The following is a 14958-nucleotide window of genomic DNA, read 5'->3' as shown; positions in this document are numbered from 1 at the left end:
ATGTGCGTATATGCGCACATATTGGTTACCATGGGCTGGTCGTCTGGTGTCGATGGGGATGGGGCCGATGCTGTCCGTGCTGCGCAACCGCGCCTACCGCCATCTGTTCCTCGCCCAGGTCGTGGCTCTGGTCGGGACCGGCCTGGCGACGGTGGCGCTGTCCTTGCTGGCGTATGACCTCGCCGCAGGCGACGCGTCAGCGGTCCTGGGCACCGCCCTGGCGATCAAGATGATCGCCTACGTCGTCATCGCGCCGGTGGCGGGCGCCCTCGCCGACCGGATACCGGCCAGGGCGCTGATGGCCGCCATGGATCTCACACGCGCGGGAGCGGCGCTCGTACTGCCGTTCGTCAGCGAGGTCTGGCAGATCTACCTGACGGTGCTGCTGCTGCAGGCCGCGTCCGCCGCCTTCACCCCGACCTTCCAGGCCGCCATCCCCCGCGTCCTGCCCGACGAGCACGACTACACCCGGGCTCTGTCGATGTCGCGGCTCGCCTACGACCTGGAGAGCCTGCTCAGCCCCGTGCTCGCCGCGGTGCTGCTGAGCGCGGTCTCCTACGGCCGGCTGTTCACGGGGACCACCATCGGTTTCCTCGCCTCCGCCGCACTGGTGCTCTCCGCGGCGCTGCCCAAGCCCGCCCCGGCCGAGCGCACCAGGGGCGTCTACTCCCAGGCGGTCTTCGGATCGCGTCTGTTCTTCGCGACCCCGCGGCTTCGGGCACTGCTCGCCCTCGACCTGGCGGTCGCCGCCGCCGGGGCGATCGTCTTCGTGAACACCGTGGTCGTGGTCCGCGACCACTTCCACCGGCCCGCCGAAGCGGTCTCGCTGGCACTGGGCGCCTACGGAGCAGGGTCCATGATCGCGGCCCTCGTCCTGCCGCGCGTGCTGGCCGGGATCGACGACCGGACGGTCATGCTGCCGGCCGCTTTCGCACTGCCCGTCGTGCTGGCGGGCGGTGCGGCGCTCCTGTCCGCCGCGCCGGGATCCTGGTCCTGGGCGGCGCTGCTGGTGGTGTGGGCGCTGATCGGTACCGCCGGCAGCACCATCCTGGTCCCGGGCGGGCGGCTCATCCGCCGCTCGGCGGCCGACGCCGATCTGCCCGCTGTGTTCGCCGCCCGGTTCTCCCTCTCCCATGCCTGCTGGCTGCTGACCTATCCCCTGGCGGGCGGGCTCGGCGCGAGCGCCGGACTCGCCCTCACCGCGATCGTCCTGGCAGCCCTCGCGCTGGTCGCCGCGGTCGGAGCCGCGGTGCTGTGGCCCGCATACGATCCCGACCGGCTGGACCACGCACACCACGATCTGCCTCCCGAACACCCCCATCTCAAGGATGCCCGCCTCGCCGCAGGCACCTGGCGTCACGGCCACCATTACGTCATCGACCAGCACCACCGCACCTGGCCCCGTTCGGAGCCGAAGACCACGGCCGCAAACGCCGGCGTGTAGGCACCGGCCGTCCGAGGGCGAAAGAAGTTCATCGATGCAACGGCGTCGTTGATATGTTCGGCGAGTGAGCAGGCAGCAAGCGGGAACGGCCCGAGAACGAGTACTGGCCGCCGCGTTGGACCTGTTCGCACGGCATGGTGTCAGCGGCACCTCGCTGCAGATGATCGCTGATGAGATCGGCGTCACCAAAGCCGCCGTTTACCACCAGTTCCGCACCAAGGACGAGATCGTTCAAGCGGTCATCGCCCCTGCCCTGGACCGGTTGTTCCACATCATCGAGACAGCCGAGCGTCGGCAGAGCGGTTCCGAACGCTCCGAGGCCACTCTGGCGGGCCTCGTCGATCTCGTCGTGGACAACCGCCACCTCATGGCCATCATGCAGTCCGACCCCACCATCCTCCACCTCCTGCGCGACAGTTCCGCCATGCAGGATCTGGAGCGGCACATCAGCTTCCTGCTCGTCGGTCCCGAACCCGACGACGAACTCCTCGTCAGCACCCTCATGGTCAGCGGCGGCCTGATCATCGCCGCCACCGACCCCCGCACAGCCGATTTCGATGACGATCGCCTGCGCCACAACCTGCTCGGTGCCGCCCGCCGCCTACTCCGCCTTGGGAAATCCGCCTGAGCGTCGCTCTCCCGCCGTCGCCTCCCACGAATCCGATCGCTTCGGTTCCCGGCGCGAGCACGATCGCGCCGGCTCCTGCCCCACCTCGGCCGATGCCGAGCGGAATCCGCTCCGCGAATAAACGTTACCTCTCCGTAACCTACCGGCGGGTTACTTGGCGAGTGGATCTCGGACTAGCCTCCGACCGAATAGCCGATCGGCTATGTAAAGCGGAGGAGACGAGAGTTGAAGGCTTTCCGGTCTGGTTCGGTGTCCCTCGGCCGGGCGTTGCCCGCCGGCCTGGCCGTGGCCGTAGTCCTGGCCGTCGTCCCGGGATCCGCCGCATCCGGCCGTGAGGTGTCCCGCGGCGTGGCGATCCCGGCCTTCTACGACCCGCCGAAGCGCCTGCCCGCCGAGAACGGCGCCCTGATCCGGACCGGGCCCCTCCCGCTCGCACTCACCCTCTCCGACGTCGACGAACCGCTGCCCGGCAGGGCCACCCGTCTGATGTACAAGTCCACTGATGCCAACGGCCGGCCGGTCGCCGTCACCGGCGCCTACATCGAACCGACCAGGAAGTGGAAGGGCCGCGGGCCTCGCCCGCTGGTCGCGATGGCGTCGGGCACGATGGGGCAGGGCGACCAGTGCGCGCCCTCGCTGGCCCTGGAGAACCCGGTGGTCATCAGCTCCAAGACCGTCTCCTTCGGGTACGAGAGCCTGGCGATCTACCGCCTCCTCGACCGAGGCGCCGCCGTCGTGCTCACCGACTACGTCGGACTGGGCGCCACCGACCGCCTCCACACCTACGCCGAACGCTTCGACCAGGCGCACGCGCTGCTGGACGCCGTCCGGGCCGCTTTCCGCCTGCCCCGCACGTCGCTCAGCCACAGGTCCCGCATCGGCCTGTACGGGTACAGCCAGGGCGGCGGCGCCAGCGCGGCCGCGGCCGAACTCCAGCCCCGCTACGCTCCCGAACTCCGCCTCGCCGGCACCTACGCGGGCGCCCCTCCGGCCGACCTCACCCAGGTCATCAAGGGCATCGACGGCAGCGCCCTGGCCGGAGCCCTGGGCTGGTCCATCAACGGACTCGCGCGGAACTACCCCGCCATCAGGAAGGTCATCGCCGCCAACACCACCGCCAAGGGCCGTGCCGCGCTCAAGGACCTGTCCACCATGTGCGTCGGCGACGCCATCTTCCGCTACGCCTTCTCTGAAAGCAGGCAGTGGACCACCGGCGGAAGGCCGCTCCTGGAGGTCATCTCCGCCAGCCCCGCCTCGAAGAAGGTCCTCGCCAGAGAGCGGCTCGGCACGCTCAGGCCGGCCGGCCCCGTCCGCGTCGCCACCGGTGTGCTGGACGACATCGTGCCGCACCGCCAGGCGCGCCGCCTGGCCGTGGACTGGTGCGCCAAGGGCGCCAAGCTCACCTACCGGCCCGTCAAGCTGTCCAACCTCGGGGACAAACTCCTCACCAACCACTTCGCCCCGCTGCTCACCGACCAGGCCGACGCCATCTCCTGGCTCACCGACCGCCTCAACGGCAAGCCCGCGACCTCGAACTGCTCGACGCTGTCTCCCCGGCCGTGACCCGACCGAGGCCTCTGGAGCCCGCCCCACTTGTTAGGAGCTTCATGTCCGCCATCAGCCGCCGTTCCATGCTCGCCGGCGCCGCAGGAGCCACCGGACTGACCGTCCTCGGAACATCGTCGAGGGCGTCCGCGTCCAGGCGGCGCCGGGTGCCGGTGACGCGCGAGGAGCACCGCGTCGTCATCGTCGGCTCGGGTTTCGGCGGGGGTGTGACGGCTCTGCGGTTCGCGCAGGCCGGGATCCCGTCCCTGGTCCTGGAGCGGGGGGTCCGGTGGCCCACCGGGCCGAACGCCGAGACGTTCCCGCACGCCTCGTCCCCGGACAAGCGGATGTTCTGGCTGGGCTCGCCCGTCTCGATCTTCGGGATCCCCGTCCCCGGATTCGAAGCGCCCTACACCGGGCTGCTGGAGCAGGTGTCGGGCAATGGGATGGACATCATCTGCGCCTCGGGCGTCGGCGGCGGCTCCCTGGTCTACCAGGGCATGACCCTCCAACCCTCCGAGGACGTCTTCAACGCCACCATGCCCCAGGGCCTGGACTACGCCCGCATGAACAGCGAGTACTACCCGCGCGTCGCGCGCATGCTGCGGCTGCAGACCGCCCCGGACGAGCTGGTCAACAGCAAGACCTACAAGCCGGCGCGGATCTTCGCCCGCAACGTCGGACTCTCCGGCTACGACCTGTCGAAGATCCCCATGCCGATCGACTGGTCCTTCGCGCTGCGCGAACTCAACGGCGAGATGAAGCCGTCCTACACCAACGGCGACTGCGCCATGGGCGTCAACAACGGCGGCAAGCACTCGGTCGACGTCACCTACATCGCCGCCGCGGAGGCCACCGGCCTGGTCACCGTCGCCACCCGGCACAACGTCACCGACGTGGCCATGGCCAAGGACGGCCGCTGGCAGGTCCATGTCGACCACATCAGCACCGACGGGACCGTGCTCGCGCAGAAGATCATCACCGCCAAGGCCCTCGTCATGGCCGCCGGCCAGGCCGGCACCACCCGGCTGCTGATGCGCGCCGCCGCCAAAGACCAGATCCCCGACATGCCCGACGGGCTGGGCACGGGCTGGGGCTCCAACGGCGACCGCATCTACCTGTGGACGAATCTCGCCGACGACTTCGGCGCCCCCCAGGGCGGACCGGTCGTCTACGGCAGCAAGGACTGGGCCGACCCCGCCACCGCCAACACCATCATCCAGGCGTCTCTCCCCCCATCACCCAACCTCCGCTCCACCATGCTCGTCGGCTACGGCGTCAGCTCCGACCGCGGCCACTTCCTCTACGACTCCGCCAAGGACGACGCCGTCCTGCAATGGCCCAAGAACGGCGACAACACGCTGTTCAAAAAGATCGACGCACGCGCCAAGAAGATCGCCGGCCCGCTGTCCCACCTCCTGGACACCACCGCCGTCTACCCCTCCACCTGGCACCCCCTCGGCGGCGCCTCCATGGAAGTGGTCTGCGACCTCGCCGGCCGCGTCCAAGGCCACCGCGGCCTCTACGTCCTGGACGGCGCCCTGGTGCCCGGCACCACCGCCGCCTGCAACCCGTCCATGACGATCGCCGCGATCGCCGAACGCGCCACCGACGAACTGATCGCTCAAGACGCCGGAACGGTGTTCTGACCCCGTCGCTTCCGTGCGGGGATCCGGCGGTCGTCTCTGGAGGACGCGTGCAAGAGCGAGGACTGCTGTTCGTGGGGGGCGAGTGGGTCGCGCCGAGCACGAACCGCGTGATCGAGGTCGTCTCCCCTCACAGCGAGCAGGTCATCGCCCGTATCGCAGCGCCCGCCGCCGAGGACGTGGACCGGGCGGTGGACGCCGCCCGCAAGGCGTTCGAGGAAGGCCCCTGGCCCCGCCTCGCCCCTTCTGAGCGGGTAGCGGCCGTCCGAAGGCTCTCGGAGTCGTACGAACCGCTCCGCGAGGAGGCCGCTCGGCTGATCACCGCGGAGATGGGCGCCCCCATCACCTTCTCCAGGTCGACGCAGGCCCATCTGCCGTGGGCCATGATGCGCGCCTTCGCCGACATCGCCGTGGGTTTTCCGTGGGAGGAGAACCGGCCCGGGTTCTTCGGCAGGGACGTCATCGTCCAAAGAGAGCCGCTCGGAGTGGTCTCCGCGATCGTCCCGTGGAGCATGCCGCTCCTCCTGGCCGTCATGAAACTGGTACCGGCCCTGCTGGCCGGCTGCCCCGTCGTACTCAAGCCCTCCTCCCGGACACCGCTGGACGCCTACCTGCTGGCCGAGCTGCTGGAGCAGGCCGACCTTCCTCCCGGACTGGTCAGCGTGCTGCCGGGCGGCCGGGAGCTCGGCCGGTACCTGGTGTCGCACTTCGGAGTGGACAAAGTGTCCTTCACCGGATCCGCCGATGCGGGCTGGCAGGTCGCCGCAGCGTGCGGGGCGGCTTTCAAACCGGTCGGCCTCGAGCTCGGCGGCAAGTCCGCGGCCGTGGTACTCGACGACGCCGACCCTGCTGCCGTGGCCGCCGGCATCAGGGCCTCCGGCTTGGCGAACGGCGGCCAGACGTGCGTCGCCCAGACACGGATCCTCGTTCCCCGGAACCGGTACGGAACGTTCGTCGACGCCCTGGCCTCGATGGTCGCCTCGCTCACGGTGGGAGATCCGTATGATCCTGCGACCGAGGTCGGTCCCCTGGCCTCCCGGCAGCAGCAGGAACGGGTCCGAGGCCATATCGAGCGGGGACGGGAAGAGGGCGCCCGCCTCATCACCGGCGGCACCGACCTGCCCGACGGCATCGACCGCGGATGGTACGTCCGCCCCACCCTGTTCACCGACGTCGACAGCGAGATGCGCATCGCCCAGGAGGAGGTCTTCGGCCCGGTCCTCACCGTGATCCCCTACCGGGACGAGGAAGAGGCCATCCGCATCGCCGACGACACGCCCTACGGGCTCTCGGGTTCGGTCTGGACCCCCGACCTCGACCGGGGCCTGGCCGTCGCCCGCCGGGTTCGCAGCGGAACCTTCGGCATCAACCAGGCCTACAACATGGACCCGGCCGCGCCGTTCGGCGGAGTCAAGGACAGCGGCATGGGACGGGAACTCGGCAAAGAGGGCATCGAAGGGTACCTCGAGGTGAAATCCATCTCGATAGCGTTGCCATAACCCTGACCGCCACCAACCGACACACCGCCACAAACGGCCTAAGCAGGCTGATGTCTCATTCGGTTTGGCAAGTTCCGTATCCGGTGTCACCTCGGGACCGGCCAGACGAAGCCGGTTATCGGCCATCGGCCACGTGACCGGAGGGCCTCCTCGTTCGCCGGTCAGCGGCGGGCGGCGCGCAGGAGCAGCAGGCCCGAGGCCAGCACCGCCGCGGCCGTCGCGCCGTGGATGCCGAACGCCGCCGCCGTCGACCCGTGGTGGGCGAGGACCGTCAGCATGTCCCCGGCGGGGATCGCCGCGAACGCGAGCATCACCCAGCCGAGTGCCTCGCGCTTGCCTGCGGCCAGCAGCGCGAAGACGGTGAGGCCGGCGCCGAGGTCGCGGACGCCCTTGATGTTCAGCCACGCGGCCTCGTCGCCGGTAGGCCAGGCCGGAAGGCCGAAGCCCAGCGCGCTGCCCACCGGGTCGAGGAGGAAGCCGAGCCCGACGTAGGTGATGCCGACTCCGGTGAGGGCGGCGATGGCGGTGCCGGCGCGGGAGGTGCGGACGTCCTCGCGGAGCCGCCTCATCCGTGTCGCGTGGCGGCGTCCCCCGTAGAGCCGCCAGATCGCGCGGGCCGGGGCGGGCAGCCCGGCGAGGAACTCGGCGCGTTCCTGCGGGGTCGCGTCCTCCAGGACGACGCCGAGGAGCGTCAGGATCTTGGACTTGGGGGTGTGCTGGGCGAAGTGCTCGCCCTGGGTGCTCCATTCGGCCTCGGTGAGGTGGTGTTCGGCGAGCGGCAGCAGGTGCGCCTCCTCGTCGTCCAGGTGCTCGATCAGGACGGTGCGGTGCTCGGTGAGCGCGGCGACCAGGGCGTCGCGGCCGGCGGCGTCGGCCGACCGCGTCCACGGGCCGATGAGGCCGCGGATCCGCTCGATGGTCGCGGCGACCTTCTCGTGCTGGGCCTCCATGCGCAGGACGACGTCGGCGTCCAGGTCCACCCGCGACAGCAGCAGCGGCCAGATCAGTTCGTCCTCGCCGTGGTGGTGGTTGCGCAGGCCGAGCAGGTAGTCCGACAGGTGCGAGGCGAGCACGCGGGCGCGGCGGCGGTCACCGGGCCGGGCCGCGCCGATCATCTCGGCCAGCAGGCGCGACTCGCGGCGGAGGCCGCGGTGGATGACGACCATGGAGTGGGTGAACGGGCGGGCGGCGCGGATCGTGTCGGTGTTCATGTCGTTCATGTCTCCACGTTGCTCCGGGCGTCATGGAGCCGACTTGGAGCGCGACTTGGAGATCGAGGAGGACATTACGATGAGGCCGCGATGGTGCGAATTCGGGTGTTCGGGGCGTTCGAGGGCGAGGTGTCGGGCGCGCGGGTGGCGCTGGGCGGGCCGAGGCAGCGGGCCGTGCTGGCACTGCTGGTCGCCGCGCACGGCCGGGTCGTCTCGGTGGACCGCATGATCGAGGACCTGTGGCACGGCGAGCCCCCCGCCCGGGCCGTCACCTCCCTGCAGGCCTACATCTCCAACCTGCGCAGGCTGCTGGAGCCCGAGCGCCCACCGCGAGCCCCGGCGCGGGTACTCGTCTCCGCCGCGCCCGGCTACGCGCTGCGCCTCCCCGACGACGCCGTGGACGCCTGGCACTTCGGCGCGCTCGTCCGGGATCCCGAACGGCCGGCGGAGGCCTTGGCGCTGTGGCGCGGTCCGGCGTTCGAGGAGTTCGCCGACGAGCCGTGGGCGCAGGCCGAGATCAGCCGCCTGAACGAACTGCGTCTGGCCGCCCGCGAGCAGCACGTCGCAGCCCTGCTGCGCGCGGGTGACGCCACCGGGGCCGTGCCCGAGGCCGAACTCCTCACCGACGACGAGCCGCTCCGCGAGGAGGGCTGGCGCATGCTGGCGCTGGCACTGTGGAACTCAGGCCGACAAGCCGACGCCCTCGCCGCCCTCCGCAAGGCCCGCGCCACGCTCGTCGACGAACTCGGCCTCGATCCGGGCCCCGCGCTGACCGACCTGGAGACGGCGATCCTCCAACAGCGCACCGACGTCTTCGGACACCCCTCGCCCCTCTCCTTGCCGGACCCCGCACCCGTCCCCGACCGCGAACTCTTCCTGGGCCGCGACGACGAGCTGGCCGCGCTGACCGGACTGGCGGGCAAGGGCGGAGGTCTGCGCGTGGCACTCGTCACCGGCGAGGCCGGACTGGGCAAGACCGCGCTGCTGACCCGCCTGGCCGACGTCCTGGAGCGGAACGGCTGGCTCGTCACGGCCGGCCGCTGCCCGGAGAGCGAGAGCGCGCCCCCGGCATGGGCGTGGACGGAGGCCCTCACCGCCCTCGCCCGGCACGTCCCGGCCCCCGAGGAGACCGCGCCGCTGCTGCGGGACACGTCCGCCGTCGAACCCCGCGACACCACGGCCGGCCGGTTCCGTCTCCACCGGGCCGTCTGGAACTGGCTGAACGACGCGGCCCGGCGACGCCCCCTGGCCGTCATACTCGACGACCTGCACTGGGCCGACGCCGAGACCCTCGCGCTGCTGGCCGCCCTCTCCGGCGACGCGCCCCTGCTTCTGGTCGTCGCGTTCCGGGCCGACGAGATCGGCGCGCGCTTCACCGACACGCTGGCCGTCCTGGCCCGCCGTTCCCCGCTGCGCCTTCCCCTGCGCGGGCTGCCCGAGCCGGCGGTCGCCCGGCTCATCGCCGCCGAATGCGACACCGGCGTGGACGCCGCGACGGTCACCGCGCTCGCAGAACGCACCGGCGGCAACCCCTTCTACGTCCGGGAGAGCGCGAGGCTGCTCAGCAGCGAGGGCGCGCTCGTGGCGACCTCGGAGGTCCCCGAAGGCGTGCGTGACGTGCTGCGCCGCCGTCTCGCACGCCTGCCCGAGCCCGCCGTCGCCGTTCTGCGCCTGGCCGCGCTCGCAGGCCGCGAGGCGGACGTGGACACACTCGTCATGGTGGCCGACACCGACGAGAACGGGGTGCTGGACGCACTCGACGCCGGGCTCGTCGCCGGACTGCTCAGCGAGCGGACGCCGGGCAGGATCCGGTTCACGCACGCGCTCGTCCGGGACACGATGATCGCCGACCTCAGCGCACTGCGCCGTACTCGCATGCACGCGAGGCTGGCCACGGCCCTGGAACGCCTCACCCCCGACGACGCGCCCGCGCTGGCGTACCACTTCCACCGCGCCGCCTCCGCCGCGACCGCCGCCAAGGCCATCGAGTACGCCGTCCGGGCCGCCGACCTGGCCGAGAACCGCTACGCGCACGAAACGGCCGTCGAACTGCTCACCCAGGCCCTGGAGTCCTTCGAACGACTCCCGGACCGGGACGACGCCGTCCGCATCGACCTGCTGGGCCGCCTGCTCCGCGCCCAGGCGCGCTCGGGCGCGGTCCAAGACGCCCGCGCCACCCGCCGGCTCGCCGTCGATCTGGCAGAGGAGGCCGAGCGCGACGACCTGCTGCTGGCCGCCTTCACCGCGTGGACCGAACCCGCCCCCTGGCAGCTTCGCCCCTACGGAGTCGTCGACCATCACCTCGTCGGACTGCTCTCCCGCCTCCTGGAACGCGACGACCTCGTTCCGGACGTTCGGTGCCGCCTTCTCGACGCCTACGCCGCCGAACTGTCAGGCACCGGCGACGCGCGCGCAAGAGCCGCCGCCGAAGAGGCCGTGGAAATCGCGCGGAGCCTGGGCGACCCGAAACTGCGCGTGCTGACGCTCTTCACGCTCTGCCGTGAGCACGACCACAGCGAGACCGACCATCAGACGGAGCACGCCCACGAGCTGCGCGCCCTGGGCACAGAACACGACATCCCCGCCGCTTCGTGGTCGGGCACGTTCAACCTCGCCGGAGCCGCCGCGCGGAGGCAACGCGCCGACGAGGCACGCGCCCTGGTCTCCGAGGCGGCGGAACTGGCCCACCACTACCGGATGCCCGAAGCGACCACCGTCTGCGAGATCGCCCGAGCCGCCCTCGCCCACACCGAAGGACGTCTGGACGACGCGGAACGCCACTACACCGTGGCGACCAGGGCGATGGCCGAGCAGGGTTCCCTGCACACCGTCGGATTCAGCCTGCTCACGCGCGCGACTCTGGCGGTGTCGCGCGGCACGCTGGCCGACTTCACGGCCGAGATCGCGACCGTCCCGCCCGAACTGCTCCCCGTGATCGCCGAAGTCTTCGCCGCCGCGAACGCCGCCGCGGGCCGACTCGACGAGGCACGCCGTCTCCACGAGTCCGCCGCACCGATCCAACCGGACTTCTTGTTCACGATGTTCTGCACCTTCCGCGCCATGGCCGTGATCGCGTTGGGCGACGAACGGGAGGCCGCAGAACTGTACGAGGCGCTGCTGCCCCACCGTGACGGTCCGCCCGCCGGGTTGGAGAGCCTGGCGGTCGCCATGCAGCCTCCCGCCCTCACCCTGGGCGAACTCGCCCGCCTCCTCGGAAGGGACCCGGCCCCGCACTTCCAGCGCGCCACCGAGATCGCCGCCTTGTGGAACGCACCCCACTGGACACCCGCCGCCTGACCGCGATCTCACGTGGTCCGGCCGGGACCGTCGCCGAAGGAATGTGAAATCGCCTTGACTGCTTCCGGTGGCATTGCGGGTTCGGAACACGGGGGCGCACTCGCCGGAAGGAGACGGCCGGTGCTTTCAGTGCGCGCGGTGCACGGAATACTCGACCAGAAGTGAAATTGTCACCGCGTATTGGGTCCACATGAACACCCGGTAAGGAAGCCTGTCCGTCACGGCCGAACCGCCGCCCGGCGCGAGCGCGGCGAGGATCGCCGCCCCGCCCAGCATGAGGAACGCCGGAAAGGTCGTCGCGGTCAGTTCCCAGGCCAGGGAGGCGGCCAGGAAAGATCCGGCGACGAGCAGGGCCGAAGCCGCCCCGACGAGCCCCGCCCGACGCCGGCCGAACACCACCGCCAGCGTTCTGCGGCCGGCCTCCGCGTCGCCGGCGATGTCCGAGTAGTCCTTGGTGAGCGCGCCGACTCCGCCCATCCAGGCCGACAGCGCCAGGATGACGACCGCCGGTTCGAGGAGGCCGTGCGCGCCGTCGCCCAGCTGGTACCCGGCCGCGACCGTGGCCGCGCCTCCGGCCAGCGCTGTCGCGGCGGCCCCGGCGCTGGTCCGCTTCAGCGCGACGCCGGGCGCCGAGTAGAGGTATCCGAGCACGAGCACCACGACCACCAGGGCGAGGAACGTCCCGTCCAGGAAGGCGCCGCCGGCCAGCGCCACGGCCGCGAGCCCGGCGCACCAGCGCAGCGCCGCCGCCGGCGGCAGGGCCCCGGACGCGATCGGCCGGTCCTTGTGGTTGCGCCGGTCCTCGCTGACGTCGGCGATGCCGTTGAACACATAGATTCCGACCATCGCGCAGGACCAGGACAGGCAGCCGACCAAGACCTCGACGGGGGAGACCGTGCCCGGGCCGCTGACCGCGGCGCCTGTCAGGAACCGCAGGAGGAAGATCAGTTGTACCGAGGGCCTCGCCTCGATCAGGCAGCGGCCGAACGCACGGGAGAGGGACGAGGCGGGCCGGTGCGCCGAATCGGCGGAGAGCATCGATCCTCCGTGCATATTCGAGTTTTCAAATATGGATACCGGAAGGCACAGCCCGAGGTAACCCGGGAAGAGGGCGCTACAACCGAAGTTGTAGCGCCTTCAACCCTTCGATGAGAAGGGGTGGAGGCTCCTGCCGGAAGTCATATCGCCTGGCTAGAGTTTTCCTGAATTGGCTCTCGACGGAAGGAACCCTGCATGGACAGCGCCTTGCTGGGACGCCTGGACAAGATAATCGACGATTCGGCCTATGTTCGTCATTCTTTCACCGAGACGCTCGTCTCCGGATCCGTCTCCCGCGACCAGCTCAGGAGCTGGGCCATTCAGAAATACCACCAGACTTTTCTGCAGAACTGCGGATTCTCCGCCATCCACGCCCGGGCCATGCACCACGAGGACGTGCGGCAGTGGGAGATGGAGCAGCTCATCGCCGAAGAGACCGATATCCGGGACGGCAGCGACTCCCACTACAACCTGATGAAGCGGTTCGCGATCGCGATGGGCGCGGACGAGGATCTGGACGGCGTCGGCCCGGCGCCCGAGGTGCTGGAGTTCATCGACTACCTCGTGGGCACCTGCCTCGACGAGCACTTCGTCTACGGGCTTCTGGCGTTCTACGTCAACGAACGCCAGACTCCCGCCGCGGCCCAGCGCATGTACGACTACCTGACCAAGGAGATGGGCGTCTCCCGCAAGGACGCCGAATGGTTCCTCGTCCACGGAGAGGTCGACGTGTACCACGCCCGTGAGGCTCGCGTCCTGATCGAGAAGTACGCCGACGACGCGCCGGGGTTCGAGACCAGGGCCGAGGAGATCGTGCGCGACGGCTGCGCCCACTGGCGCAGGCTGCAGGACTTCTACTTCTCGAAGATCTCCGCCTGATGGCCGGGCAGACCTTCGCCCAGCGCATTCTCGGTGCCAAGGCGGGCCGCCCCGTCCGTCCGGGCGAGGTGGTGGACGTCCCGGTCGACGTCGCCCTCACCCACGAGGTGCTCGGCCCGCCGACCTTCGCGATGTTCGAGGAGCTCGGGGTGCCGGTCTGGGACCCCGACAAGGTCTTCGTGACCATCGACCATTTCGTGCCCGCCGCCACCGCCGCCCAGGCGAACAACAACCGGGTCACCGAGGAGATCGTGCGCCGGCACGGGATCACGCACACGGCGTTCTACGACGGGCCGAGCCACCAGACGCTCGCGGAGTCGGGGATGGTGGCACCGGGCATGGTGGTCGTCGGCACCGACTCCCACACCTGCACGGCGGGGGCCCTGGGGGCCTTCGCCACCGGGATCGGATCGACGGAGATGGTCGGGGTGCTGGCCACGGGGCGGATCTGGTTCCGGGTGCCGGAGGCGGGCCTGGTGGAGTTGACCGGGCGGCTGCGTCCCGGGACCTCGGCCAAGGACATCGTGCTGCACCTCCTGGGCGGCCTCGGCGTGGCGGGATGCCGGTACGAGTCGATCGAGTACGGCGGCCCGGGTCTGCGGGAGCTGCCCATGGACGAGCGGATCGTGCTGGCCAACATGGCCGTCGAACTCGGCGCCAAGGTCGGCCTGCTGGAGACCGACGGGAGGACCGCCGACTTCCTGAGCTCGGCTCCGCGGACGGAGTACCGGGTGGAGTCCGACGCGCCCTACATCCGGCGTATCGCGATCGACCTGAGCGAGCTCGAACCGATGTGCGCCAAGCCGCACAGCGTCGACAACGTGGCGCCGGTCAGGGAGGTCGCCGGAAAGGTCCCGATCCACCAGGCTTTCATCGGCTCCTGTACCGGCGGACGGCTGTCGGACTACCGGGTGGCCGCGGACGTCCTCGAGGGGCACCGGGTACACGACGGCGTCAGACTCATCGTGACTCCGGCGTCCAAGGTCGTCTACCGGCAGATGCTCCTCGAAGGGCTGGTGGAGCGGCTGTCCGCGGCGGGAGCCATGGTCATGGCCCCCAGTTGCGGACCGTGCGCCGGGCTCCAGGGGGGTGTGCTCGCGGACGGCGAGAACGTCATCAGCGCCAGCAACCGCAACTTCGTCGGGCGCATGGGCAATCCCGGCGCCAACGTCTACCTCGCCTCGCCGGCGACCGTGGCGGCCAGCGCGGTCACCGGGACGATCACCGACCCCAGGGACATGATGTGAAAATCGGGATCCACGGACGCTGCTGGGTGCTGGGTGACAACATCGACACCGACACGTTGTTCCCCGGAAGGTTCATGACCCTTTCGGGGGCCACAGCCGAGGGCGCCCTGCGCGGCCTCGCGGCGCGGTATCCGGAGCTGGCCGCGCGTTTCCAGAAAGGCGACGCCATCGTCGCGGGCGACAACTTCGGGTGCGGGTCGAGCCGAGAGTACGCCGCCACCGCCATCCGCGACCTCGGCGTACCGGTGGTGATCGCGCGGAGTTTCGCCCGCATCTTCTACCGCAACGCCTTCAACGTGGGCCTCCCGATCCTGGAGTACACCGGGGAGGCGCCGCTCCCGCAGGACGGCCCCCTGGAGGTCGACCTGGCGACGGGCGCCATCACCCATGCGGCCTCGGGCGAGGTCTTCGCGGGCACGCCGGTCGACCCCTACCTGCTGGAACTGCTGAGTGAGGGCGGGCTGCTGCCCCGGCTGCGCCGGCAACTGAACCGCCGATAGCGAGGTGCCCTGGGCGCCTGCCCA

Annotated in this window: 11 protein-coding genes; 9 read left to right on the top strand and 2 right to left on the bottom strand. The window is 70.6% G+C overall.

Annotated elements, in window-relative coordinates:
- Nucleotides 1-67 precede the first annotated feature (67 nt).
- The 5 genes from ABGB12_RS25700 to ABGB12_RS25680 all read left to right on the top strand — a co-directional run bounded on the left by ABGB12_RS25700 (nucleotide 68) and on the right by ABGB12_RS25680 (nucleotide 6762).
- Nucleotides 68-1444, top strand: coding sequence for an MFS transporter (locus ABGB12_RS25700; protein ID WP_347682020.1), 1377 nt, complete (start codon nucleotides 68-70; stop codon nucleotides 1442-1444).
- A gap of 115 nt (nucleotides 1445-1559) precedes the next feature.
- Nucleotides 1560-2072 carry a helix-turn-helix domain-containing protein gene (locus tag ABGB12_RS25695; RefSeq protein ID WP_347682019.1) on the top strand — a complete coding sequence of 171 codons (513 nt, stop codon included), beginning with the start codon at nucleotides 1560-1562 and terminating at the stop codon, nucleotides 2070-2072.
- A gap of 225 nt (nucleotides 2073-2297) precedes the next feature.
- Entirely contained in the window at nucleotides 2298-3635 is a 1338-nt protein-coding gene (locus ABGB12_RS25690) for a lipase family protein (protein ID WP_347682018.1), read from the top strand.
- Between the two features lie 44 nt (nucleotides 3636-3679).
- Nucleotides 3680-5266 (top strand): GMC oxidoreductase, encoded by a 1587-nt coding sequence (locus ABGB12_RS25685; protein ID WP_347682017.1) that lies wholly within the window; start codon nucleotides 3680-3682, stop codon nucleotides 5264-5266.
- A gap of 47 nt (nucleotides 5267-5313) precedes the next feature.
- Entirely contained in the window at nucleotides 5314-6762 is a 1449-nt protein-coding gene (locus ABGB12_RS25680; protein WP_347682016.1) for an aldehyde dehydrogenase, read from the top strand.
- A 161-nt stretch (nucleotides 6763-6923) separates the two neighbouring features.
- Here the strand turns inward: ABGB12_RS25680 and ABGB12_RS25675 are convergent, their stop codons facing one another.
- Nucleotides 6924-7982: a DUF4267 domain-containing protein gene (locus tag ABGB12_RS25675; protein ID WP_347682015.1), complete on the bottom strand. Its 1059-nt coding sequence runs from the start codon at nucleotides 7980-7982 to the stop codon at nucleotides 6924-6926.
- 81 nt (nucleotides 7983-8063) lie between these two features.
- On the opposite strand from ABGB12_RS25675, the gene ABGB12_RS25670 reads away from it, so the two are divergent.
- Nucleotides 8064-11270 carry a BTAD domain-containing putative transcriptional regulator gene (locus tag ABGB12_RS25670; RefSeq protein ID WP_347682014.1) on the top strand — a complete coding sequence of 1069 codons (3207 nt, stop codon included), beginning with the start codon at nucleotides 8064-8066 and terminating at the stop codon, nucleotides 11268-11270.
- A 126-nt stretch (nucleotides 11271-11396) separates the two neighbouring features.
- On the opposite strand, the gene ABGB12_RS25665 is transcribed toward ABGB12_RS25670, so the two are convergent.
- Nucleotides 11397-12308, bottom strand: coding sequence for a UbiA family prenyltransferase (locus tag ABGB12_RS25665; protein ID WP_347682013.1), 912 nt, complete (start codon nucleotides 12306-12308; stop codon nucleotides 11397-11399).
- A 195-nt stretch (nucleotides 12309-12503) separates the two neighbouring features.
- Between ABGB12_RS25665 and ABGB12_RS25660 the strand changes: the two genes are divergently transcribed.
- From ABGB12_RS25660 to ABGB12_RS25650, 3 genes are read left to right on the top strand one after another with little or no spacing between them, the layout of a single operon-like run.
- Nucleotides 12504-13187, top strand: a complete 684-nt coding sequence (locus tag ABGB12_RS25660; RefSeq protein ID WP_347682012.1) for an iron-containing redox enzyme family protein — start codon at nucleotides 12504-12506, stop codon at nucleotides 13185-13187.
- Nucleotides 13187-14434 carry a 3-isopropylmalate dehydratase large subunit gene (locus ABGB12_RS25655; protein ID WP_347682011.1) on the top strand — a complete coding sequence of 416 codons (1248 nt, stop codon included), beginning with the start codon at nucleotides 13187-13189 and terminating at the stop codon, nucleotides 14432-14434. The genes ABGB12_RS25660 and ABGB12_RS25655 overlap by 1 nt, the downstream gene beginning before the upstream one ends.
- Nucleotides 14431-14934 carry a 3-isopropylmalate dehydratase gene (locus tag ABGB12_RS25650; RefSeq protein ID WP_347682010.1) on the top strand — a complete coding sequence of 168 codons (504 nt, stop codon included), beginning with the start codon at nucleotides 14431-14433 and terminating at the stop codon, nucleotides 14932-14934. The genes ABGB12_RS25655 and ABGB12_RS25650 overlap by 4 nt, the downstream gene beginning before the upstream one ends.
- Nucleotides 14935-14958 lie beyond the last annotated feature (24 nt).

The sequence above is a fragment of the Actinocorallia sp. B10E7 genome, from assembly GCF_039871655.1.
Lineage (GTDB): Bacteria > Actinomycetota > Actinomycetes > Streptosporangiales > Streptosporangiaceae > Actinocorallia.
The sequence above is the reverse complement of the archived record's forward strand: the minus strand, read 5'-3'. Positions and strand labels throughout refer to the sequence as shown.

Bases quoted from the DNA above. Each gene is read 5' to 3' on its own strand.
- ABGB12_RS25700 (WP_347682020.1), top strand. From the start codon at position 68: ATGCTGTCCGTGCTGCGCAACCGCGCCTACCGCCATCTGTTCCTCGCC.
- ABGB12_RS25685 (WP_347682017.1), top strand. From the start codon at position 3,680: ATGTCCGCCATCAGCCGCCGTTCCATGCTCGCCGGCGCCGCAGGAGCC.
- ABGB12_RS25675 (WP_347682015.1), bottom strand. From the start codon at position 7,982: ATGAACGACATGAACACCGACACGATCCGCGCCGCCCGCCCGTTCACC.
- ABGB12_RS25670 (WP_347682014.1), top strand. From the start codon at position 8,064: ATGGTGCGAATTCGGGTGTTCGGGGCGTTCGAGGGCGAGGTGTCGGGC.
- ABGB12_RS25665 (WP_347682013.1), bottom strand. From the start codon at position 12,308: ATGCTCTCCGCCGATTCGGCGCACCGGCCCGCCTCGTCCCTCTCCCGT.
- ABGB12_RS25660 (WP_347682012.1), top strand. From the start codon at position 12,504: ATGGACAGCGCCTTGCTGGGACGCCTGGACAAGATAATCGACGATTCG.
- ABGB12_RS25655 (WP_347682011.1), top strand. From the start codon at position 13,187: ATGGCCGGGCAGACCTTCGCCCAGCGCATTCTCGGTGCCAAGGCGGGC.